Raw genomic sequence first — 22,188 nt, 5'->3', positions numbered from 1 at the left:
ACTAATTTCCCTCGCCCGGATCGATCGCCGGGCTGTGGACGTATCCGGAACTGTCGAGGGACAACCCCGTGGCGCTGGTGAAGTCGCGGAGCAGCGATTGCGCAACGTCGAACCGCTCCTCCCAGCGATTCGCCGACTCGGCTGGGTCGCTTTCCAGGTTGAAATACTGCCCGTCGGTCGCATTGGGTGCCCCCACGGGGTCACTGAAGCCTCCGGAACCTGCACCGAAGATCGCTTTCTCAAGGCCCCGACGTAAACTGAGCATGCCGTTGAACGCCTGTTGGCCGATGACTCGCTCCGCGAGATCTGCACGTTCATTCTGCTCGACCCACTCACTCTCGGCACGTGGCAGTTCATCGAAAGGAATGCTCGTGCCATCGAGCGGCCCTAGGTCAACGAACCCGATGAGATTGGCGAGGGTCGGCAGAATATCGACAAGCGAGACCAGGGTGTCCGAGTGGGTGGACTGCGGCACCGAGGGCCCCTTCACAACGAGGGGAACCCGATGTCCACCTTCCCAGGCGTCGCCCTTCTGACCGCGCCACGGACCGTTCGGCGCGTGCTCCACCACGTCACCATCCTCGGGGAAGATCAGCGGTGCACCATTGTCACTGGTGAAGAAGACATAGGTATTCTCCCACTGTCCGACCTCTTGCAGCGCCGAGATGATCTGTCCCATCATCCAGTCCACGAGCATGACGCTGTCGCCTCGGGGCCCAGCGTCTGACTTACCGCGCAGAAACTCCGGAGGAACACAGGGACGGTGTGGTGCCGCTGAGGCGACATACGCAAAGAGCGGGCGGTCGTCCACCTGCTTCACCCAGTCGACCGTGCGCCGGCAGACTTCAATATCGACCTGATCGTCTTGCCACCCCGGGACTTGTAGCCCGGGGCGCTGAGACGTGATCAACGGTTCCTTCTCCACCGACGGCACGCCGAGAGTGCGGTCTTGCTCGATGAAGCAGTACGGCGGCATATCGAGCGAGCCGGCGATGCCGAAGAAGGTGTCGAAACCGTGGTCGATCGGACCATTGCGCGCCGGGAGCGAGTAGTCGATGTCACGCCCGTCGGCTTGCATCTGTGGCGTGAAGGTGTCGGAGGCAAAGGCGGATCTTCGCCGCCCATCCTTATCAGTCCAGTCCATTCCGAGGTGCCATTTACCGAAAGCTCCGGTCCGATAGCCGGCTTCCTTCAAGGCACGGGCAAGGGTGAGTTGCCTGTTCCGGATGATCGATGGATCAGTTCCTCCCAGCACGCCTCGCTCCAGCGGGCTCCGCCAGGGGTACTCCCCGGTCATGAGGCTGTACCGGCTGGGTGTGCATACCGCTGAGGAGGCGTGCGCGTCGGTGAAGATCTTCCCTTCTGCCGCTAACGCATCAATGTTCGGCGTGGGAATTTTTCTTGCACCGTAGGAGCCCAGGTCACCCCACCCCAGATCGTCGGCCACGAAGACGATGATGTTCGGCTGATTCGTCGAAACCACCTCAACGCCCTCCCAGGCCCGCCATAGCGATACCCTTGACGAGGTGGCGCTGGAGCAGGATCACCAGCAGGAGCGTTGGTGCGATCGACACGACCGAGGCCGCGAGGATCAGGTTCCATGAGGCGCCGTGCTCGCCCACGAAGGTCTGCAACCCGAGCGGGACGGTTCCGATGCGCTCGATGTCGTTCACGACAATGAGGGGCCATAGGAAACTGTTCCAGAACGTGATGAACGTCCAGACAGCAAGGACACCCAGTGCCGGCTTCGCCAACGGCAGCACAATCTGCAGGAACGTGCGGAACTGACTACACCCGTCAACCCGGGACGCCTCGACCAACTCATAGGGCAGATTCATGAAGAACTGTCTGAGCAGGAAGGTCCCGAAGGCCCCGAAGGCGAAGGGCAGGATGAGTGCCTGCCAGGTATTGATCCAGCCGAGTCTCTGCATAAGCAGAAACATCGGGATAACGAGCACCTCTTGCGGGATCATGATGGTCGCCAGGTAAACCAGCATCCCGTGATCGCGACCACGCCAACGCAAAATGCCGAAGGCATACGCGGCCAGCGCGGAGACCACGAGCACGATCAGTGTGCCAAGGAAAGCCACAATCATGCCGTTGAGGATGTACCGCATGAACGGCGCATCGCGCAGCACCGCGACGTAGTTGTCCAACGTGATCGACTCGCCGAACAACGACGGCGGCATAGCGAAAATCTCCGCTCGCGTTTTCGTGGACGAGGTGATCGTGAAGACGATCGGGAAGAGGAACACCACAACGAACGCCATGAGCGCGGCTTCGCTACCGAATTTCCCGATCGAACGCCACCGGAACGTGGGTTTCTGGCGCTCTGTCACATTGGTCTGCTCAGCCATAGTGGACCCACTTTCGCTGTCCGGCCCACTGGGCCAACGTGAAGATAATAATCAGGGCGAAGAGGACCATTGCCGGCGCAGCCGCTAAGCCGAGTTGACCACCTCTGAAGGCCGTTTGGTAGATGTCCATGACCACGGTCACCGTCGCATCTCCCGGTCCACCAGCCGTCATCATGAAGGGCTCGGTGAAAATCTGGAAGGACTGGATCATCGTGATGGTGGTCGCGAAGAACACCGCTGGTGTGACCAGGGGGATTTTGATCTGGAAGAGCGTTCTCAACACTCCTGCACCGTCAATCTTTGCTGCGTTGATCACGTCCTCCGGGAGTTGGTCGATCGCGGCTGAGAAGATCAACACGTTGTATCCCAGTCCCTGCCACAGCACCACGAAGGCGACCGCGACCAGAGCAGTTGATTGGCTCGCCAGGATGTTCGGGATGTTCAGTCCTACCGCCCCGGCCAAGTAATCCACGATGCCGTTGGGCTGGTAGAGCATCATCCAGATCACGGCTGTCGCGACTGTCGGCGTGACAACGGGAAGGAACAACAGCACCCGGTAGATCCGACTGAACCTACTGCCAGCGATCCAGAACGCCAGCGAGAGTGTCACCACCAAGTTCACCGGTACCACGAGGGCGGTGAACAGAACCGTGTTCCGCAGCGCGGCGGGGAACGTCGCCCCCTCTCCCGTCAGCTGGCGGTAGTTGTCCAGCCCGGCGAATTCGATATTTCCGAACGTGGGCCAGTGAAAGAAACTGGTCACTACCGCCAGCACTGACGGGAACAGAAGGAAGAGTGTGAGTCCAGCAACGCTGGGAGTCAGGAACCCAAAGGCGGCTCGACCTTCATTGCGCAGCGGCTTTCGCCGTCGTTCCTCCTTGGGCGTGACCGCGGCTTCCGGGTGTGCGAGTTGCGTCATTTATCAATTGCCGGCTGCTTGTTGTGTGGCCTCCAGGGCGTCCGCTGCAGGCTGATCACCGGTGTAGGCAAGGATGAACTGACGGCTGATCTCGCTGACGACAGCTTCCCAGTTGTCCGTGCTGACAAAAGGTTGTGCGACGGCACTGGAGGCTTCGGCCGTTTCTTGTGCCTGCTCCTTGTATTCCTCGCTGACGGATTCGCCGAGCCCTTCGTAGTAGGTCTCCTGACCGGAAAGACGCGCGGTTTCGTTTCCGGCTTCAGCCGAGGCCACCGCGCTCTCCTCGTTGGTAAGCACCGTGATCGCCTGAACGGCTTCTTGAGGATGTTCACAGGTTGTCGTGACACCGAAGCCGGAGTTCGCCGAGAAGGTGTTCACACCCTGCTCGCCTGCGGGAAGCGTGACGACGCCGACCTCGAAGTCCGTATCGGTCGCGTTGGAAGCGGTGTTCCAGGTTCCGTCAACCGCCATGGCAACGTTGCCGGCCAGCCACTGCTGCTCGCCCCACGGCACTTCAGCGGAACTGGCGGGGGTGCTTGCGACTCCGAGTTCAGTGGAAAGGGAGGCGTACCAAGCAAATGCTTCATGCATCTCGTCGCTGGTGAGGTCAAGTTCGCCCTCCGAGGTCACTGGAGTGGCACCGTTGTAGGCGTAGAGCATGGAGAACATGTGCATGTCGGAGAAGGACTGACCGAAGGCGGGTACACCGGTCTCCTCAGTGATCTGAACAGCCGCGCTCTCGAAGTCCTCGATCGTCCAACCGTCTGTGGGTTCGTCCACACCCGCTTCTGCGAAGAGATCCTTGTTGTAGAACATCTGCATGGTGGAAAAACCAATCGGGATCGCGTACTGGCTTCCCTCGCGTTGTAGAGCGGTCAGAGCGCCTTCGTTCCACTCGGACTCATCGAAGCCTTCTTGCTCCAAGTACTCATCGAGCGGCTCCATCGTCTCTGCGAACGCCGGCAGGCGCAGGGACTGCATCCCCACGATGCACGCCGCCTCGCCGGCCGCGAGTTGCGATTGGTACCTGGTGAAGTAGTCGCCGAACGGCACCTGGTTCAACTCGACCGAGATGTTCGGGTAGTGCTCGGTCACCTCATCCGCCAGCGCTTCCCACGCGGCGTCTGCCGCCTCACCCTGAACCCAGAAGTTCCAGCCCAATGTGACGTCCTCGTCCCCATTGCCTGTCGAGGTGCCAGATTCCTGGCTCCCTGGGGAGCAGGCAGCCAAACCAAGCGCTACTAGCGACACGGTCGCGACTGTCATTGCGTACTTCCTGCGCATGTGAACTCCTTTGTTGGTCACTGGGGATACCAGTCGACGATCTTTGTTCGATGGTAGCGTATCTTTCATCACTGTATGAACCAAGATTGACGTTCGCAACGAAAGGCGCATACAGACCCTGCGTGACGCCGTAGATTGACGGCCGGGCCACTTGGGATCCGGCGAGGTAGAGCGACCAGGCAGCGTTGCGACTGGGCCCGCACCCTCAAGCACGAATACCTACACTGGGAGAAGCAATGTCGACTAGCGTGCCGCGTGTACTGGAGTTGGTGCGCTCCGGGCAGGCGCTCAGCCGCACTGCGCTGGCGGACCACCTCAACCTCGCACCCTCGACCGTCTCTCAGTTGGTCGCGAAACTGATTCGGTTAGGCCTCCTTGAGGAGGGCGGAAGCCAGCGGTCCACAGGTGGTCGCAAGCCACGCATCCTGACCGTTCGTGGCTCGGCGGGCCATGTCCTCGCAGGTGAACTCGGAAGCACCCATGCCCGCGTCGGACTTGTGGACCTGGCCGGCTCGCTGGTCACATACCAGGAGCAACCGCTGTCGATCGCAGAGGGGCCGGAACCCTCGCTCCATGCGGTCCAGCAGATGTTCGCAGAACTCTCGACGAAGGCCCCGCGAGGCTCCGTGTTGCAGGGGGTGAGCCTCGGTCTTCCAGGTCCCGTCGACGAAGCGGCCGGGGCCACGATTTCGCCCTCACGGATGCCTGGTTGGCACGGCTACGCGGTAAGAGAATGGCTTGAGCACCGAAACCAATCACCTGTTGTCGTCGAGAACGACGCCAATCTCATGGCGTTCGGGGAATACTCGAGTTCCCCTGACCTCGGTGCCAACCTGGTCTGCGTCAAGGTCGGGACGGGGATCGGCGCAGGCGTCATTGCTGGGGGTCGACTGTACCGGGGAACGACTGCGATGGCTGGAGACATCTCCCATGCCCGTGTCCAAGCGGCCGGCGATAGACCATGCGCATGCGGCAACCGCGGCTGCCTGGAAACAGTTGCCTCCGGTGCCGCGATCGTCAGCGAACTTCGTTCCCAAGGTGTCGACATCATCGACGTAGCCGGCGTCATTGACCTCGTCCACGAGGGGGATCCACGGGCTACGCCCCTCGTCAGGACTGCGGGACATCACCTAGGCAGCGTCCTGGCTGTCGTCGTGAACTTCTTCAATCCAAGTGCGGTGCTTCTCGGCGGAGCGCTCTCGACGTGTGAACCGTTCATCGCTTCAGTGCGCAGCCAGTTGTACGAAAGTTGCCACCCTCTCGCCACGAGATCCTTGACCATCTCCTCGCTGGCGACAGGGGAAAACGCCGTGATCCTCGGAGGCGCTCGATCGATCCTCGAACAGAAGATCAGCACCCCTGATGACGCTTTCCGATCGACAGAAGATCTCGTGCCACTCGGCGAAACCGTTTGATCACCGCTCACAGCTGCCTACGTACGAAGGGATGGCATGACCTCCTCGCCCACCACCCGCCCCCGGATCGCCATCGTCGGGATCGCGATCGAGTCCTCCACGTTCTCGCCCCACCGCGCCGGCCTGGAGGACTTCGTCCAACGCCGCGGCGATGACCTCCTGGAGTACTACCCGTTCCTGCAGAGCGAGCAACCCCTCCGCGCCGCCGCCGAGTGGGTGCCCCTGATGCAGGCGCGGGCGATCCCCGGCGGCGCGGTCCTGGCCGGGGCCTACCAGCAGATGGAGCGCGAGATTCTCGATCTGCTTACCGAGCACGGCCCGTTCGACGGCGTCTTCTTGGACATCCATGGGGCAATGTCGGTGGAGGGGATGGCCGACGCCGAGGGCCACTTCGCGCAGCGGGTGCGCGAGGCCGTGCGGCCGGGCACCGTCATCTCCACTTCGATGGATCTGCACGGCAACGTCACCCAGCCGTTGTTGGAGGCCGTGGACCTGATCACCTGCTACCGGATGGCCCCGCACGAGGACGCCATGGAATCCCGGGAACGCACGGTGGCCAATCTGCTCGAGGTACTCGCCAGTGGCAAGCGGCCCCACAAGGCGTGGGTGCGCGTTCCGGTGCTGCTGCCCGGGGAGAAGACCTCCACCCGGATCGACCCGGCGAAGCGGATCTACGCCGAGGTTCCGGTGGTTGAGGCCCTGGACGACGTGCTCGATGCCGCGATCTGGGTGGGGTATGCCTGGGCTGATGAGCCCCGGTGCAACGCCACGGTGGTCGTCACCGGGTATGACACCGGCGTGGTGACGCGCGAGGCCGAACGGCTCGCGCAGTTGTACTGGCAGGCACGGGCGGACTTCGAGTTCGTCGCCCCGACCGGTACGTTCGCCGAGTGCCTCGAGGAGGCGATCGCGAGCCCGGCCCGGCCGTTCATGATCTCCGACTCCGGTGACAATCCCACCGCCGGGGGCTCGGGCGATATGACCTGGGCTGTGGCCCGGCTCCTGGAGGACTCCCGGGTCACCGGTGGCGGGGTCAAGGTGCTCTACACCGCGCTCCCTGATGCCCCGGCTGCCCGCGAGGCGGCGGAGGCGGGCGTGGGTGCGCCGGTTCGGCTGCAGGCCGGTGCCCGCATCGACGCCATCCATGAGCCCCAGGTGACCTTGGACGGCGTGGTCGAGCACGTCAGCGACACCGATCCGGTGGCCGGGGTCGTCGCCGTCATCCGGGTGGGCGGTCTGCACGTGGTGGTGACCGAGCGGCGCAAGCCCTACCACCTGGCCGAGGACTTCGGCCACGCCGGAGTGGATCCGGCCGAGTTCGACATCGTGATCTCCAAGGTGGGCTACCTCGAGCCGTACCTGTACGGGTTGGCTGCGGACTGGCGGATGGCGCTCACCCCAGGAGGGGTGGACCAGGACCTGTTGCGGCTGGGTCATGAACGGATCGAGCGGCCGATGTACCCCTTCGACCCGGGCATGGCTGAACCGTCCCTGAGTGCCACGGTGCTGTCGCCGCGCCATTAAGTCCCGAAGAACTCAGGCGAGCGCGTCGACCGCCGCCCGCACGGCGACCACACCGCCGGCGTCAGTGGTGGAGAAGGTGTCCTGGCCTCCCCCGGGTCCGGAGGGGCCGGCGGCCACCTCACGGCTCGCGCTCAGGTGCACCGCGTCGGCTCCCGCAGCCACCAGCGCGGACACGTCCTCGGGGCGCACTCCCCCGCCGGCAACGATCTCCAGGTCACCGCCACCGGCCGCAGCCAGGGCACCGATCACGGCCCGCCCTTGCCCGGCGCGGGGCGCCCCGCCGGAGGTGAGGACCCCGGTGGCCCCGGTGGCCAGGATCTGCTCGACCAGCGCCGCGGGGTCGTGCTGCCCATCGGCCAGGAGGACGTCGATGCACCGGTGGATGATCACCGGCCGGCCGTGCGCGGCATCGGCGAGCGCGCGCAAGGTGGCGTGGTCCAGTCCGTTATCGGTGAGCGCACCGATCACCACACCCTCGGCCCCGCACTCCAGCGCGGTGCGCACGTCGGCGACCATAACGGCGACCTCCGCCGGTGTGTAGCGATAGCCTCCGGCACGGGGGCGAATCAGCGGGCGGAACGGCACCCCGGTGGCTGCGACCGACGCCATCAGGCCCAGGCTGGGTGTGAGGCCCCCCACTGCCAGGGCCTGGCACAACTCCACCCGGTCCGCGCCGTGGGCGGCGGCCACGTGGGCACCCTCGATGTCCTGGATCGCGATCTCCAGGCGGGCCGGCGGGGTCGGCGTGGGCATCAGGTCTTCCTCCGGGTTGTTCAGGAATCGGCCAACCGGTACACCCGGCGCGCGGTCTCGCGCAGGATGCGCGTGCGTTCCGGTGCCGAGAGTTCGGACACAAGTTCCATGAGCACCTCGTGGGTGGGCCCGTAACCGCCGTGCGGCACGCTCATCGGCCAGTCGCTGCCGTACAGCAACCGGTCCGGACCGAACGCCTCCAGCGCCACCTCCCAGGCCGGGCGCAGCGCAGCGGCGGTGTAGGGCTGCCCGGGCATGTGCAGCCCGGAGAGTTTGGCCACGGTGTTCTCGTGCGCCGCCACCTGTCGTAGGGTGCGGGCCCAGTCGGGGAAATCGGCTTGGGCGCGCGGTGGCTTGGCCAGATGGTCGACGACGATCCTCAGGTCGGGCACGGCGGCGGCCAGGCGCTCCACCTGCTGCAGGTGACGCGGCCACGCATCGGGGATGTCGATCGGGTAGCAGTGCTCGGCTACCGCGGCCAGGGTGCGGCGGGCCTCAGGAGAGTCGAGAAGGTCTGGCCTGGGGTCCTCGTGGATCAGGTGCCGCAGCCCCACGAGCAGCGGGTTGCGGTCGTAGCGCTCCAGCAGCGCCCCAGCGGCCGCCGGGTCATCCAGCGGCAGCCAGCCCACCACCCCCCGGATCCACGAGTGCTCTTCGGCCACGCCGAGCAGATAGTCGGTCTCGGCCACCGAGTCCTCGGCCTGCACCAGGATGGCTTCGGTGATTCCGGCGGCCCGGGCCTCGGTGCGCGCCTGCTCGATCGAGTAGTTCGCATACAGCGGGCCCAGTTCGGGTGTGAGCCAGGGATAGGTATTGGCCTGAAGGTCCCACACGTGCAGGTGCGCATCCAGGATCTGCGAATTCTGCGTCATGAGGGCAACCGGTCCTGATCGGGCAGCAGGGCCTCCAGTTCGTCCCACAACCCGTCGGGGATGGAGACGGCCAGCTGGGCGAAGGTGTCCCGCACGGTGGCCACGCGGCCCGGACCGATGACGATCGCCTCCACCGCCGGGTGGCGGGTGGGGAACTGGAGCGCTGCCGCGGGCAACGCGATGTCATAACGGGCACAAGCCTGGCCCATCTGCTGGGCTACCTCGATGAGCCACTGCGGTGCGGGCTCGTAGTTGAACGGGGCACCCGGGCCGGGTTCGGCCAGCAGCCCGGAGTTGAGCACCCCAGCCACCTGCACGCGCACCTGCCGCTGGGCGCACAACGCCAGCAACGTGGCATCAGCGCGCCGGTCGAGCAGGGAGTAGCGCCCGGCCACCATGATCCGGTCGGCGCTGGTCTCGGCGACGAACCGGGACGCGATCTGCGCGTAGTTGGTGCCCACGCCGTAACTGCTGATCACCCCGTGGTCGCGCAACTGCGCCAGCGCCGGCACCGCCTGGTCCAGCGCAGCGTCCATGTGGTCTTCGGGGTCGTGCACGAAGAGGGTGTCCACCCGATCCAGGCCCAGTCGCTGAAGGGAGTCCTCCAGGGACCGGAGCACGCCATCGCGGGAGTAGTCCCGGATGCGGGAACGCTTGGGCGCCCCGAAGAACCCGTCGGTGCCGTCCTGGGCGCCGGGGTCGTCGTACAGCAGCCGTCCTACCTTCGTGGACAAGGTGTAGGACTCCCGTGGTTTGTCCTGCAGGAACTCACCGAGCAACGTCTCCGATAGGCCCACCCCGTAGTGCGGGGCGGTATCGAAGGCCCGGATGCCCTGGTTCCACGCCTCCTCGAGGGTTGCCAGCGCGTCGTCGCGGCTGACGGGGCGGTACAACCCGGCGATGGACGCGGCACCGAACACCACGCTCACGGGACGTCCTTGATGTTCCACACCATCGGCAGGCCGTCATCGACGCCGGCAGCGGAGTAGTCGTGGGTGACCTCCTGCATCTGCCCCATGCGCTCCTGCCAGGCAACGTTGACCGGCAGGTCCCGCAGCGCCGCCAACAGTGCAGCGTAGTCCTCGCACTCGATCACTTGGAACACGTCGAGTCCGCTGCGCCAGATGCGCCAGTCGTGCACCCCGTTGGCCCGCATCGCTGCGACCAACTCGGCCGGCACCTCCCGGTGCGCCTCGTCATAGGCCTGCTCGGCGCCTGCTGTGAGTTTCGTGTGAACGGCGACTCTCATGCCTGTGCTGCCTTCCGATCGGCGTTGCTGTGCTCGTCCTCCCACACCGCACCGCCGGGGTACAGGTGGGCCTGCACCGAGGAGTCTTTCATCCGGGCGCTCATGCCCGGGGCGCTGGGCGCCCGGTACCGGCCGTCGCGGATGATGACCGGATCCTCGAAGTGCTCATGCAGGTGATCGACGTACTCGATCGCACGGTCCTCCTTAGCCCCGGAGATCGCCACGTAATCGGCCATCGCCAGGTGCTGGACGAGTTCGCACAGGCCCACACCGCCGGCATGGGGGAAGACCCGCACGCCGAACTTCTGCGCGAGCAGCAGGATCGCCAGGTTCTCGTTCACCCCGCCCACCCGGGCGGCGTCGATCTGGATCAGATCCACCGCTTCTGCCTGCATCAGTTGCTTGAAGATGATCCCGTTCTGGGCGTGCTCTCCGGTGGAGACCGGGACCGGGATCTGCCGGCGGATCGCGGCGTGGGCGAGCACGTCGTCGGGGCTGGTTGGCTCCTCGATCCAGGCGAGGTCATAGGGCGCCAGCGCGCTCATCCACCGCACCGCTTCGTCCACGCCCCACCGTTGGTTGGCGTCCACGGCCAGGTGCACGTCCGGGCCGAGCGCCTCCCGGGCCAGGGACAGCCGGCGGATGTCCTCATCGAGGGATTGGCCGACCTTGAGTTTCACCGTCCGGTAGCCGTCGGAAACCGCTTCGCGGCACAATCGCGTCAACTTCTCATCGGAGTAGCCGAGCCACCCGGGTGTGGTGGTGTAGGCGGGGTAGCCCTCGGTGAGCAGTTCAGCGGTGCGGGCAGCGCGTCCGCCCATCTTCTTCTGCAGCATCTCCAGGGCCTCACCGGGGGTAAGTGCATCCTCCAGGTAGCGCCAATCGATGCACGCCACCAGTTGCTGGGGGGACAGTTCGGCGATGAAGCGCCAGAGCGGCTTCCCGGCGCGGCGGGCGGCCAGGTCCCACACGGCATTCACCACGGCGCCGACTGCCATGTGGATGACACCCTTCTCCGGGCCCAGCCACCGCAGTTGGGAGTCTTCGGTGAGCAGGCGGGGCACCAGGCTGAGGTCCTCGCACACCGCGTCGATATCCAGGCCCTGGACGTGATCGGCCAGGGCTGCGAGCGCCGCGGCCTGGACATCGTTGCCGCGGCCGATGGTGAAGACGAAACCGTGGCCGGCCAGTGGTTCACCACCGGGCAGGGTCTCATCGGTGCGCAGAATCAGGTAGGCGGCGGAGTAGTCCGGATCCGGGTTCATCGCATCGGAGCCATGCAGTTGACGGGAAGTGGGGAATCGAACGTCCCGCGACTCAAGGGCGGTGATGGTGCCCATGGCAGCGATGTCCTTTCGGAGATGGGTGGCACGCGTGCAGAGAGAGTAGACGTAGGAGGTATAGCACAGATCCGGCAGGGCCGACGGTGGCAATCTTAGGCAGTCTTCGCTGATGCCTCCCTAAATGATCGGACGTCTAGCCCGCTTCCGAGCCCAGATTCGCCCTCAGTAGGTGATGTCCAGGCCCTGTGCCAGCCCACCCCCGAGGTCAGCATTAGTCGGCTGAAGCCTCCTCTTCAGCCGACTAATGCTGACTTCGTCGCTGCGGCCGGCTGATCATGGGCGAGCAGCCCGGGGCCGCCACGCACGTCGGCCCGCCCCGAAGTTCGGGGCGGGCCGACGTGTCGCACGCGGCAGGTGAGTCCGTGAGCCGGTCAGGCCACCCGGATGAAGGTGGGGTTGGCCCGCCAAATCTTGCTCTCGTGCAGCGCGGTGCCGGGGTTGCGGGCGGCAATGTGGTTGCCGTTGCCGGTGTAGATACCGATGTGCCCCGGCCACCACACCAAGTCCCCGGGCTGGGCCTGGCTGGCGGAGACCACGTGACCGGCACTGCGCTGAGCCCCGGAGTTACGCGGCAAGTCGATGCCGGCCTGGGCGTACACGTAGGAGGTGAACCCGGAGCAGTCGAACCCAGCCGGGGTGGATCCACCCCACACGTACGGGGTGCCCACGAACTGGCGGGCGATGTTGACGATCGCACTGCCAGAGGCGCTGGCCTGCGGGGAGGGCGCAGCGGAACGCTGGCCATCACGGGAGGCCGTGTCGGTCCCCCGCTGCACGGAAGCCGATCCGGAGCCCGACGTTGACGCCGAGCCCGACCCGGAGACTGAAGCCGACCCCGACCCCGACGACGAGGCCGACCCCGACGAGGATCCGGACCCACCGGGGATGGTGAGCTCGTCACCGGGGAAGATGAGCGCGTCTGCGCCCAGGCCGTTGGCGTCGATGATCGCCTGGACGCCGGCGCCATACCGCGCCGCGATCGCGGCGACGGTGTCACCGGCGCTCACGGTGTGGGTGGCTCCACCAGCACTTGAGGTGACCGAGCTGGTGGGGATGGTGAGTTCGTCACCGGGGAAGATCAGCGCATCGGAGCGAAGGCCGTTGGCCGAGATGATCTCCTGGATGTTCGCGCCGTATTGGGCGGCGATATTGCCCACGGTGTCACCGGCGTTCACGGTGTAGGTCTCGTCCGGGTCGGCGCTGGCTGCGGGCATCGCGAGGCCGAAGGCCAGGCCCGCGGTGGCCACACCGGCCGTGCCGCGACGGGCCACCTTTCCCACCGGCAGGTCGGAGAGGAAGGTGGTGGGACGCACGTCGGCTCGGTGCCGCGCGCGTGCGGTGCTGTGTAGTGTCATGGTGTTTTCTCCGGTTGCCTACGGGGTTAGCTGTCGGGTTCGGGTCGGATAAACACCCGGCCTGGCCGTCGCCAGACTTCACCCCAGAGACCGGCACGCCGGTCCCGTTTTTCGTGGGTCCCCCGCCCCTGCCAGGGCGAACTATGGGCCGCAGGCGGTGGCAGAGTTCGGCGTCCGCCTACGGACTTCCAGGGTCGGAAGTGCGGCGACCGTAACCCGCCCATGGCCGGATGTCACGATTCGGTAACATAGATCACAATTTGGTCACGGCGACCGCGTCGCGGCTCGGGACCGCGACCACGTTCGCTGCCGGCAACTGGGGCCGGCGACTCCACGGCGTTAGTGGCGGTGACGCACCGATTCACCGCTCCACCCCCGCCTCCCGCCGGGTCCGCGCATTGGCGTGCACCGACCATCGCGGCACCCAACGCCCCAGCGCCCCGATCACACCCGCCGAGAGCACTCCCATCGCGACGATCCCCGCAGCCAGGGAGCCCAGCGCCGCCCCGGCCGAGACCACCAGCGGCCCGGCCGCTCCCCCGGTGTCGGCGAATAGCCGCCAGATCCCCAGGAACTGGGCCCGCTGCCCCGGTGGAGCGGTATCGGCGCCCAGCGTCATCAGGATGCCCGACCCGATGCCGTTGCCGAGCCCCAGCACCATCGCCACCACCGAGACCCCCACCAGGGTGGACGTCAGCGGTAGCACCAGCATCGCCACCCCCATCACCGCCATCGAGGGGATCGCCACCCACAACCGCCCGAACCGGTCCATCACCTTGCCCGCCGGGTAGAACAACAACATGTCGATCGCCCCGGACAACCCGAACACCAGCGACGTGGTGGAGGGGTCGAAGCCGAGGGACTCGGTCCACACCGGCAGCACCGTGTTGCGGGCCCCGCGCACCGCGCTGACGCCCAGCACCGCGACCCCCAAGGTGAGGAACACCCGGCGGTGCTCGCGCAGCACGGCCAGCACGGCCGGGCGGGCACCGGCGGATGGACCGGCATGCGCCAGGTTCTTGGCCGGGTCGCGAACCCCGACGACGACGGCGGCCGCGGCCAGGGAGGTGACCACGCCTACCCAGTAGGATCGGGAGGGCTCCTCGGACCCGGCCATCACCAGGGCACCGACGAACGGGCCCAGGAACAGCCCGATCCGGGCAACCCCGCCCAGGGTGGACAGTGCCCGGGCCCGGCGCAGCGGGTGGATGACGGCGGTCAGGTAGGACTGGCGGGCAAGCCCGTACACCGCTTCGCACGCGCCTACGAGCAGTACGCCGACCGCCAGGGTGGCCAGGTTCGGCGCCAGCGCCAGCCCGGCCAGCGCGAGCACCGCCAGCCCCGAGGCCGCCACCATCGCCGGCCGGTCACCCACCTTCGCCGCCAGCGCCCCGGCGGGCACGTCGGCCAGGATTTTTCCCACCGCCAGCAGCGAGACCATCAGCGCCGCGGTGGACAGGCTCCCGCCCAGGCTGGTGGTGGAGACCGCGATCATGGGCATCATCGCGCCCACGCCGATCTCGAACAGCAGCGTGGGCAGGTAGACACCGGGAAGCAGGGCACGCAGGGAGATCGAGGGGCTCGGGGCAGGTTCGTGTGCGCTCATCTCTGGGCATTGTCGCGCATACGGCGAGGGACCCACGTCAGCCGCAGGCACGCAGCCCAGCGCCAGTTCAAAGCCCACCTCATCGCCCGGCCTCCAAGTACGCTAACGACCGAGAACGCCCGGGCCACGAAGAAGAGGAAACGCATGGCAACCCCTCGCACCGTCGTCCGTGCCGTGCTCCTGATATTGGCCTCCACGCTGGCCCTCGCCGGCTGCAGTGGCGATGCATCCCCGCGTGCCAATCCACCGGCCACAGTGCCGCTCAGCGCCTCCCCGGAGCCCCCGGAGGAGCCCCGGCCCACGCCATCACCGGACCCAGCCCCAGACCCCGAACCCGAGGACCCCTTCCCCCACCGCCCCCTCAACGTCCTCCTCCTCGGCCTCGACGACCGCGACCCCGACGCCCTGGCCGGGCGACCGGACACGATCATCCTCGCCCACCTGCCCCAGGACCGGCAGAACGCCTACCTGATCTCCTTCACCCGTGACTCCTGGGTCCACATCCCCGGCTACGGGCACGGCAAACTGAACTCCGCTCTCCCCCGAGGCGGCCTGGACACCATGCACGCCACCCTTGACGAACTGCTCGGTGGACTGGACCTCGACGCCACTATCCAGACGAACATGCACGGCTTCACCGACCTCGTCCGGTGGGTGGGCCCCTTCGAGGTGGACAACCAGTACGCCAGTTCCGTGGGTGACACCGATTTCCCCGAGGGCCGCATCACCCTCGATGAGACCACCGCGCTGGACTACGTGCGCCAGCGCCAAGGCATGCCCCTGGGCGACCTGGATCGCACCGAACGCGGCCGGGCCGCCCTGGTCGGCATGCTGGAGCAGATTCAGGAACGACTCACCGAGGAGCCCGAGGCGTTCCCGGAACTGATCGACATGCTCTCCCAGCACGTCGACATCACCGGCGACGTCGATTTGACGGACGCCATCGCGCTCGGCACGGCGTTGCAGGACTTCGACGCCGACTCGGTGGTCTCCCTGATGGCCCCGGTCACCGGTTTCGGCACTGAGCAGGGCCAGTCGGTCAACGTGGTGGATCAGGAGCAAACCGCAGCGCTCGGCGAGGCTTTGCGCACCGACTCGATGGATGAGTACGTCGACACCTACGGCGCGCAATACGCACCCTGGTAGCCGGTGTCCGCTGATACGTGATGGCCGACGGCGACACGCACCCTGATTACGGAAGTCGTCCTGCTACCGGCGCAGAAGAGCACACCCGCAGCACCGTCAGCGCCCCGTCGCCTCCACGACTTCGGGTGCCATTCGCGCCCCTTCACCGCGCACCACGCGTGTGATGGTCTCCACCGCCTCGTCGATGAGCGTGAACGCTACGGCGTAAGCCTCTGGGCTTCGTCGGTAGGGGTCGCTCACGTCGTCGAGGTTGCGGTCAACCTCGAACCGGTGTGTGGCCGCCAGGGGTACGAGGGCCGCGAACCGCTGCACGGGGTCAGGGGAGCCACCGGCGGCTTCGTCCAGGTCCCGCGGCTCCAGATTCGCTGCGATCCGCGCGAGTTCCCGAACGGTGAACGTGCGCCGCACCGCTGCGGGTGAGATCTCTACCACTGCAGAGCGTTGCCGCCGGCTGGCGGTGAGCACCAGGTCCGCTGAGTTCACCATCTCCTGGGTCACCTGTTGCGCTGCGAAACCATCGGCGTCTACGCCTCGGCGCCGAAGCAAGTCCGCCATCGGCGGATGCACCGGCTCCCCCACCAGCGCGCCCAAGCCGCCACTCACCACCGAGATGCGGTCACTATCGGCGAACTCCGCTCGAAGCAGCCGCTCCAGCGCCGGGGAACGACAGATATTCCCGGTACACACGGCAAGCACGGTGAAGTTCTCACCCGATCGGTACTTCACGAGGTTGCTGCTCCCATCAGTTCAGCGACACAAGCCTCCACCTTAAGCGCTACACAGGCAGGCTCCCGCATGCGACCCCAGACCCGCCCGTAGGATCGTGCCTGTGGATTCCTCCAAACGTCGGACGTTGGCCTTCATCGCCATCGCAGTCCTGGTCGTGCTCAACCTGGTCCTCATCCTGGCCCTGGTGCTGCGCCCGACGACGCCCGACCCCTCTGAATCGCCCCCACCAGTGACTCTCGCGCCCAGCCCCACGGGCACAGAGCCCACCGAGATCTCGACACCCACCGAGGACGAACCCGACGAACCGCACAGCGACGACGACGCTGACTCCGAGGACCCGCTGGCGACACCAGGACCGACATCCCTGCCCCCCGCCGAGCGCTTCCTCGCGAACTTCGACGACAGCATTGCCTGGCGCGGAACTGTCGGCTCCTGCGACGCCCCAGGTGAATTGGAACGCACCGTCGATGGCGGTGAATCCTGGGAGCCCGTCGAAATCGACCTTGCCCCGCTGTCACGCCTGCGCCCGCTTGGCCCAGAGGGCGCCTTCGCGATCGGCGGCGACAACTGTGAGCCGACGTACATCAACACCACCGACGGCGGAATCTCGTGGGTGCAGAACAACGATCTGCTCGATGGTTCCTGGTACCTGCATCCGGCGGACCCCGATTACGTCGGCTCCCCGTCGGGCCTCGTTGAGGCTCCCTGCGAGATCGCACGGTTGGTCGGCCTCGACACGGTCGGAGGTGGCGTGTTGTGCGCTGATGGCACCCTCATGATCACCGACGACGCCGCAATCACCTGGGATGTTGCGTCCCCCGACGCAGCGGTGCTCGCGATGGGCCCTGCTGATGAGGGTTATGTCACCATCAACCAAGCGGACGCCTGTGACGAGGGCTTCGCCGTGGCGTCGCTCGACCGTATGGGTGCTACCGATGCCGAAACCTGCGTGAACATCCCCGACCCGGATGATCTCGCGATCAGCGCGGCGGGAAGTGGTGTGTGGATCTGGGACGGCGAGGAGGCGGTCTTCACCCCTGAGGTTGGCCTCAGTTGACCCTGGCTTGCCTTTATCAGCGAACTGAACCAGCCTTGGCCCGCTGTGGCCTGGCTCGACGACGGTTGCGTGCCCGCTGCGGGTTGTGGCTCGGTCGCTTACCACTTCGACCCCCGGGCTTCGAGCCACTGTCTTCGCCATAGTAGTCCTCGTAATAACTGGCGCGTGCAGTGCGCTCAATCTTGTTGAGCACGATCCCGAAGAGGTGCGCATCGACGGCCTCAAGACTTTCCAGCGATTGCTGCAACTGACCCTTATGGAGCGTGTCCGCGCCAGCCACCACAACCACACCACCAACCACACGGCTAAGTACTGCAGCGTCAGTAACCGGAAGCAGCGGCGGGCTGTCGATCACGATCATGTCGTAGCGCGCTTCAAGGATCTTCAACAGCCTAGCCATGTTAGACGACCCGAGCAGTTCACTCGGGTTGGGCGGGATCTGCCCGGATGCGAGCACGTGCAGCCCGCTGTTGCGCCAAGGCTGCTGTACATCCTCGACGTTCGCCTGGCCGCTGAGAACCGTGGTCAGCCCCACCTTTCCCTCCAGCCCGAGGTACCTCGCCACCGAGGGGCGCCGCAGGTCTGCGTCGATCAAGACCACCCGCGACCCGGCGTCAGCCATTGCTACCGCTAGGTTAATCGCTGTTGTGCTCTTCCCCTCGTTCTTGATCGACGATGTCACAACTAAGGAACGCGAACGTTCGGAGAAGTCCACGAACTGCAAGTTCGTCCGCAGCCGCCGAATCGCCTCAGCCCGGGGACCGCGCGCTTCCTGATGGACAAAAACCCGATGACTTGATGCCGCTTCGTCTTGCGGAACCTTCGCCAAAATTCCAGTACTAGAGACTCCCGCGACGTCGCGCTCGTTGCGGACTTTCGTGTCCAACACCTCCCGCAGGATGGCCAAGCCGCCACCGAGGAGGGCTCCTAGAACGACACCGAGCGCGAGGTTTCGCATCACGTTGGGTGATGAAGGCGAACTGGGCAACGTCCCCTCGCTAAGCACTGTTGCCCGGACGGACTCAGTTCCGTCGGGACGATCCGGAGACAGCCCGCCGATAACATCGCTGACACTGGCCCCTACCGCATTCGCGACATCACGTGCTAGTGCAGGATCCGCGTCCGTTGCTGCGATCTCCAAGACCACGGTGTCTGCAGGCACGGTCACCGTCAATGACTCGGCTAGTTGCTCTGGAGTCTTATCCAAATCTAACGCTTCTATAACTGACTCAAGTACGAGGGGAGAGACGACGACCTCTCTATACGAACTCATCTGGCGCTCGGCAAAGTTGGACCCTTGAGCGAGGTCCGATACCGACTCACCCGCATCGACGGCGATAAAGATCCGCGTTTGCGATGTGTACTGAGGCGTCATCAATAACGTCGTTGCCGCGATGACTAACAGGACCGCAAGCCCGGTCACCACGATCGAAATCCACCGCTGCTGTGAGATCCTAAGCAGATCTCCGATTTCCATAGCTACCCTTCGCTACTCGGCTCAGTCAGGAGCATCCTGTCATACCTCAGAGACACAGGTTTTCCTTCTTTGGTCGCGGAGCGCAGGGCGACTGCTGCACGGTAGAGGACATCTTGCCCGTGAGGCTTTGGTGGCTCTTCGACTTTGAGCGTGGTGTGCCGCTGAGGTGAGAGCTCGTGGCCGATGTCCTCGCGGGTGCACTCCCGGCCCGTGCAGCAGGTCAACTGGCCATCGACATGTCCGCAGAGTTCAAATCGGCCATCACAAGTGTGCTGCCGAAGGTCAAGATCAGTGCCGATCACTGGCACGTGATCCGCCTGGCTAACGAGATGCTCGGTCAAGTCCCCGGGAGTGGTGTAGCGACTGATTCCTTCGGTCGGGTTTTCAGGCGCTGAGTTCGAGTCTGGGGTCGAGGTCGGTGGTCACCTCGTTTCGGGTGTTCTCGATGGCGGTGAGTCGGCAGCGGGCTAGGTGTACTTCCCCGTTAGGTTGTGAACGCGGTCTGCTGGGGTGAGGCCTCCGATAGCGGTGTGGGCTCGATGATGATTGTAGTCGTGGAGGAATGAACCGCACTGGGTTCGATGGAGACTCGGATTATTGGATTCCGACCAGGGGTTTGGTCGGTCCGTTGAGCAGCATAATAGGCCTGCTCGTGCTCGGCTGGCGGTAGGTCGCCGAGGTAGCCGTGCAACCGGTCGTTGTTGTGCCAGTGCACCCAGCCCAGGGTGGCCAGTTCGACGTCCTCGACGGCCTTCCAAGGGCCGCGCTCGGCACGGATCGGACCGCGGATGAGTTCGGCCTTGTAGTAGCCGTTGGTCGTCTCGGCTAGGGCGTTGACGATCAACGGCCTGTACAAGACCGAACTGATCAAGCCCCAGGGCCCCTGGCGCACCGTCGACGCGGTCGAATACGCCACCGCAGAGTACGTCGACTGGTTCAACCACCGACGGCTGTACGAGTACTGCGGAGACATCCCGCCAGCCGAGCGCGAAGCCCTCTACTACGCTCACCACCGAGCCCAGCCCACCGCTGAGCTCTCACACCGACAAGTCTCCGGACATGCCGGGGCGGTTCACTTTCACCAACAGGGATGTCTTGACAACACCCATGCTGGTACAGGGCCACGAGCCCTCACCTCAGCGGCACACCGCGCTCAAAGTCGAAGAGCCTGATTGGGGTGGAACTACTGCGATACCCCCCGTCAACCACCACACCGGCGGGTGAACTCAGCCTGGATACGCCGAACCAGTTTCTGGGAGTCGATGAGAGTCAGTTCGTGAGGGTTTTCGAAGTCACCGGCGCGTAAGGGCAGCAGTGGTCTGCCGGTCTGCCCGGCTTTTCCACTTTCAGGTCCCTGGGTCGGTGGGACGGGTGGGGGGTTCAGGCTGGTGCTGGAGATGGTCCACCGGCGGTGTCGAAGCGCGCCTGCCAGGCCTGCTGCCAGGGCCAGATGCGTGGCAGATGCAGCATCCAGGTGCGGGCCCGGTTGGCGATGCGGGCAGGGACGGCGATCAACTGAGATCGGATCGTGGCGGTGCGGGCGCGGGCGTGGAACGCCGAGGCGAGCACTCCGGCGGCGCGGGTGAGGTTGAAGGCGATCGCAGCCAGGATGGTCGAGGCACTGTTGGCTGAGAATGACCCTGAGGGGCAGTGGGCCAGCGGACCTGCCTTCAGATCGGCGATGATCTGCTCGATGATTGCGTGGTCACGGTGAGCCGCCTCAGCCTGCAGCATCGACAACGGTGAGTCGGTGAAGACCGCGTGGTGGCGGTAGGCGCTGAATACCTCCACCGGGGCGTCCTTGCCGTCGCCGTGGGAAGGGTTCAGGCGTTTGACTCGGTGCACGATCAACCGGGCGGTGAGATGCTCGGCCTTCTTGCGGGAAGTGAAGGCGGTGTATTCGATCTCGGCGACTTCGGCATCGCAAGACCCACCGGCCCTCGTCTTCGTCCCATATCGCTTTCGGGTACTTGATACCGACCCAAGCGTGTTCGGGGATGCGGCTGATCGCGGCAACAACGCCGGCATCATGGCGGGCGGTGATGGAGAAGTGCGCCCCGCCCCGGCGGGCGGCGGCCACCACCGGGTACTGGTAGAAGGCACTATCAGCCCGCACCGTGATCGCCCCGCTCGCCCCCTGCCCGGCGGGCAGTACCCAGCGTCTCGGCGATCATCTTCGGGGCCCCCTGGGCAGAGGGGGCTGAGCCTCTGCGTAGTCGGATGCCGCCGATCACCGGCGCGGCCACCGGGGTCGAAACCGTGGCCACCAGAGCGTTCAGGCCCTTCACCCCGCAGTAGCCATACCCGGTGCCCTGCTTGGCATACCCATGGGTTTGGCGGATGGTGTCATCGATATCCACATACGCCATCTGCTCAGCCCCAGCCATCAGCCCAGGGACCCGGGAGGCCAGCCCGGTCAGCATCCGGGAGCCCACCGCATCCACCTGCCGGGTGTGGCCATGGGTATAGGCCCGCAGATGCGTGCCCAACGTGGTCGGGGCCCGACCTTCGGTGAAAGCCCTCCTCATCCCGCCATGACGCAGCAGGTCCATGTCGCTGATGGCCAGGCCCGCCAACCCCGATGATTCGGCCAATGTCATCACTGGCATCAACCCAGCGGTGCCGATCAGATTGTCATCATCGAACTGCGCCGAAAAGGTATTCGAAACTTGCACTACGAGTGCTCCTGTTCTCAGCTTCTTGGAACCCATATCAAGTCTCATTTTCGCTGATCACGGGAGCATTCGGCTCTGACGACCCATCCGGTCGCTTGGCCGCCCCGCAGATCGAGGCTCAGTTAGAAGCCCAGTCGCCCCTAGGAGGTGAAAGGCGGATCTAGGAGTTAGTCCTCCCGTGAGCGGTAGCAAGGCCACAACCGCTGCATCCGCAGCCAGACGTCGTAATATAGAGGCGATGGGCAACACGTTCATCCTCGAACTCGCCGCCTGCGCCGCACAAAACTATCGGCCCAGTCCACCACATACTGGACTAGAAGCGTTGTGCCGCGCTCACGTGCGGGATCCGACCACAGGCGCACCACCGGACGATTACCTTGACGCCTAGATTTGGTCTTTGGGTGCACCTATAGGCACATGTTGCATA

The 22,188-nt window shown here is 65.4% G+C and carries 17 protein-coding genes, 4 pseudogenes and 1 riboswitch; of the genes and pseudogenes, 6 read left to right on the top strand and 15 right to left on the bottom strand.

Annotated features, from left to right (window positions below; translation table 11 throughout):
• Nucleotide 1: 1 nt before the first annotated feature.
• Genes ACO0LU_RS02295 through ACO0LU_RS02280 form a run of 4 tightly spaced genes read right to left on the bottom strand, consistent with a single transcriptional unit; the run spans nucleotide 2 to nucleotide 4,560 of the window.
• Nucleotides 2–1,483, bottom strand: a complete 1,482-nt coding sequence (locus tag ACO0LU_RS02295) for a sulfatase family protein (RefSeq protein ID WP_424789801.1) — start codon at nucleotides 1,481–1,483, stop codon at nucleotides 2–4.
• 1 nt (nucleotide 1,484) lies between these two features.
• Nucleotides 1,485–2,357 (bottom strand): carbohydrate ABC transporter permease, encoded by an 873-nt coding sequence (locus tag ACO0LU_RS02290; protein ID WP_424789800.1) that lies wholly within the window; start codon nucleotides 2,355–2,357, stop codon nucleotides 1,485–1,487.
• On the bottom strand, nucleotides 2,350–3,276 hold the full coding sequence (locus tag ACO0LU_RS02285) for a carbohydrate ABC transporter permease (RefSeq protein WP_424789799.1): 927 nt from the start codon (nucleotides 3,274–3,276) through the stop codon (nucleotides 2,350–2,352). The genes ACO0LU_RS02290 and ACO0LU_RS02285 overlap by 8 nt, the downstream gene beginning before the upstream one ends.
• A gap of 3 nt (nucleotides 3,277–3,279) precedes the next feature.
• The gene (locus ACO0LU_RS02280) at nucleotides 3,280–4,560 is read right to left on the bottom strand and encodes an ABC transporter substrate-binding protein (protein ID WP_424789798.1); all 1,281 of its coding nucleotides are present in this window, start codon (nucleotides 4,558–4,560) and stop codon (nucleotides 3,280–3,282) included.
• Between the two features lie 236 nt (nucleotides 4,561–4,796).
• Here ACO0LU_RS02280 and ACO0LU_RS02275 point away from each other — a divergent pair, with 236 nt between their 5' ends.
• Both ACO0LU_RS02275 and ACO0LU_RS02270 read left to right on the top strand, forming a co-directional pair.
• The gene (locus ACO0LU_RS02275; RefSeq protein ID WP_424789797.1) at nucleotides 4,797–5,975 is read left to right on the top strand and encodes an ROK family protein; all 1,179 of its coding nucleotides are present in this window, start codon (nucleotides 4,797–4,799) and stop codon (nucleotides 5,973–5,975) included.
• Nucleotides 5,976–6,011: 36 nt separating this feature from the next.
• A complete protein-coding gene (locus tag ACO0LU_RS02270) occupies nucleotides 6,012–7,499 on the top strand; it encodes a M81 family metallopeptidase (RefSeq protein WP_424789796.1) in 1,488 nt (495 codons plus the stop codon).
• A 12-nt stretch (nucleotides 7,500–7,511) separates the two neighbouring features.
• On the opposite strand, the gene ACO0LU_RS02265 is transcribed toward ACO0LU_RS02270, so the two are convergent.
• From ACO0LU_RS02265 to ACO0LU_RS02235, 7 genes are all read right to left on the bottom strand, one after another.
• Nucleotides 7,512–8,252, bottom strand: a complete 741-nt coding sequence (locus ACO0LU_RS02265; protein WP_424789795.1) for a copper homeostasis protein CutC — start codon at nucleotides 8,250–8,252, stop codon at nucleotides 7,512–7,514.
• 20 nt (nucleotides 8,253–8,272) lie between these two features.
• Nucleotides 8,273–9,124, bottom strand: coding sequence for an amidohydrolase family protein (locus ACO0LU_RS02260; RefSeq protein ID WP_424789794.1), 852 nt, complete (start codon nucleotides 9,122–9,124; stop codon nucleotides 8,273–8,275).
• Nucleotides 9,121–10,053 (bottom strand): aldo/keto reductase, encoded by a 933-nt coding sequence (locus ACO0LU_RS02255; RefSeq protein WP_424789793.1) that lies wholly within the window; start codon nucleotides 10,051–10,053, stop codon nucleotides 9,121–9,123. Before ACO0LU_RS02255 ends, ACO0LU_RS02260 begins: the two co-directional genes overlap by 4 nt.
• Nucleotides 10,050–10,373: an L-rhamnose mutarotase gene (locus tag ACO0LU_RS02250; RefSeq protein ID WP_424789792.1), complete on the bottom strand. Its 324-nt coding sequence runs from the start codon at nucleotides 10,371–10,373 to the stop codon at nucleotides 10,050–10,052. The genes ACO0LU_RS02255 and ACO0LU_RS02250 overlap by 4 nt, the downstream gene beginning before the upstream one ends.
• Nucleotides 10,370–11,713, bottom strand: coding sequence for an enolase C-terminal domain-like protein (locus ACO0LU_RS02245; protein WP_424789791.1), 1,344 nt, complete (start codon nucleotides 11,711–11,713; stop codon nucleotides 10,370–10,372). The genes ACO0LU_RS02250 and ACO0LU_RS02245 overlap by 4 nt, the downstream gene beginning before the upstream one ends.
• 374 nt (nucleotides 11,714–12,087) lie before the next feature.
• Nucleotides 12,088–13,071 carry a LysM peptidoglycan-binding domain-containing protein gene (locus tag ACO0LU_RS02240; RefSeq protein ID WP_424789790.1) on the bottom strand — a complete coding sequence of 328 codons (984 nt, stop codon included), beginning with the start codon at nucleotides 13,069–13,071 and terminating at the stop codon, nucleotides 12,088–12,090.
• Between the two features lies 1 nt (nucleotide 13,072).
• A riboswitch (cyclic di-AMP (ydaO/yuaA leader) is annotated at nucleotides 13,073–13,254 on the bottom strand.
• 178 nt (nucleotides 13,255–13,432) lie between these two features.
• Nucleotides 13,433–14,677, bottom strand: coding sequence for an MFS transporter (locus ACO0LU_RS02235; RefSeq protein ID WP_424789789.1), 1,245 nt, complete (start codon nucleotides 14,675–14,677; stop codon nucleotides 13,433–13,435).
• Between the two features lie 144 nt (nucleotides 14,678–14,821).
• On the opposite strand from ACO0LU_RS02235, the gene ACO0LU_RS02230 reads away from it, so the two are divergent.
• Nucleotides 14,822–15,823 (top strand): LCP family protein, encoded by a 1,002-nt coding sequence (locus ACO0LU_RS02230; protein WP_424789788.1) that lies wholly within the window; start codon nucleotides 14,822–14,824, stop codon nucleotides 15,821–15,823.
• 96 nt (nucleotides 15,824–15,919) lie between these two features.
• Here ACO0LU_RS02230 and ACO0LU_RS02225 read toward each other — a convergent pair whose 3' ends face one another.
• Nucleotides 15,920–16,549 (bottom strand): low molecular weight phosphatase family protein, encoded by a 630-nt coding sequence (locus tag ACO0LU_RS02225; RefSeq protein ID WP_424789787.1) that lies wholly within the window; start codon nucleotides 16,547–16,549, stop codon nucleotides 15,920–15,922.
• A 103-nt stretch (nucleotides 16,550–16,652) separates the two neighbouring features.
• Here ACO0LU_RS02225 and ACO0LU_RS02220 point away from each other — a divergent pair, with 103 nt between their 5' ends.
• Complete coding sequence (locus ACO0LU_RS02220) at nucleotides 16,653–17,609, top strand: hypothetical protein (protein WP_424789786.1); 957 nt, start codon at nucleotides 16,653–16,655, stop codon at nucleotides 17,607–17,609.
• Nucleotides 17,610–17,625: 16 nt separating this feature from the next.
• On the opposite strand, the gene ACO0LU_RS02215 is transcribed toward ACO0LU_RS02220, so the two are convergent.
• Nucleotides 17,626–19,086 carry a polysaccharide biosynthesis tyrosine autokinase gene (locus ACO0LU_RS02215; protein WP_424789785.1) on the bottom strand — a complete coding sequence of 487 codons (1,461 nt, stop codon included), beginning with the start codon at nucleotides 19,084–19,086 and terminating at the stop codon, nucleotides 17,626–17,628.
• A 224-nt stretch (nucleotides 19,087–19,310) separates the two neighbouring features.
• Between ACO0LU_RS02215 and ACO0LU_RS02210 the strand changes: the two are divergent.
• Nucleotides 19,311–19,430, top strand: a pseudogene (locus ACO0LU_RS02210) (transposase); the annotation flags it as partial.
• A gap of 250 nt (nucleotides 19,431–19,680) precedes the next feature.
• Here the strand turns inward: ACO0LU_RS02210 and ACO0LU_RS02205 are convergent.
• Nucleotides 19,681–19,921 (bottom strand): annotated as a pseudogene (locus ACO0LU_RS02205) (integrase core domain-containing protein); the annotation flags it as partial.
• On the opposite strand from ACO0LU_RS02205, the pseudogene ACO0LU_RS02200 reads away from it, so the two are divergent.
• Nucleotides 19,908–20,258 (top strand): annotated as a pseudogene (locus ACO0LU_RS02200) (IS3 family transposase); the annotation flags it as partial. The pseudogenes ACO0LU_RS02205 and ACO0LU_RS02200 overlap by 14 nt on opposite strands.
• Before the next feature lie 208 nt (nucleotides 20,259–20,466).
• On the opposite strand, the pseudogene ACO0LU_RS02195 reads toward ACO0LU_RS02200, so the two are convergent.
• Nucleotides 20,467–21,797: pseudogene (locus ACO0LU_RS02195) on the bottom strand (IS1380 family transposase).
• Between the last annotated feature and the right edge of the window lie 391 nt (nucleotides 21,798–22,188).

Source organism: Pseudactinotalea sp. Z1748 (assembly GCF_049725185.1).
Classification (GTDB): domain Bacteria; phylum Actinomycetota; class Actinomycetes; order Actinomycetales; family Beutenbergiaceae; genus CALKWS01.
Note: the sequence above shows the minus strand (reverse complement) of the source record. Positions and strands in the feature narration are given on the sequence as shown.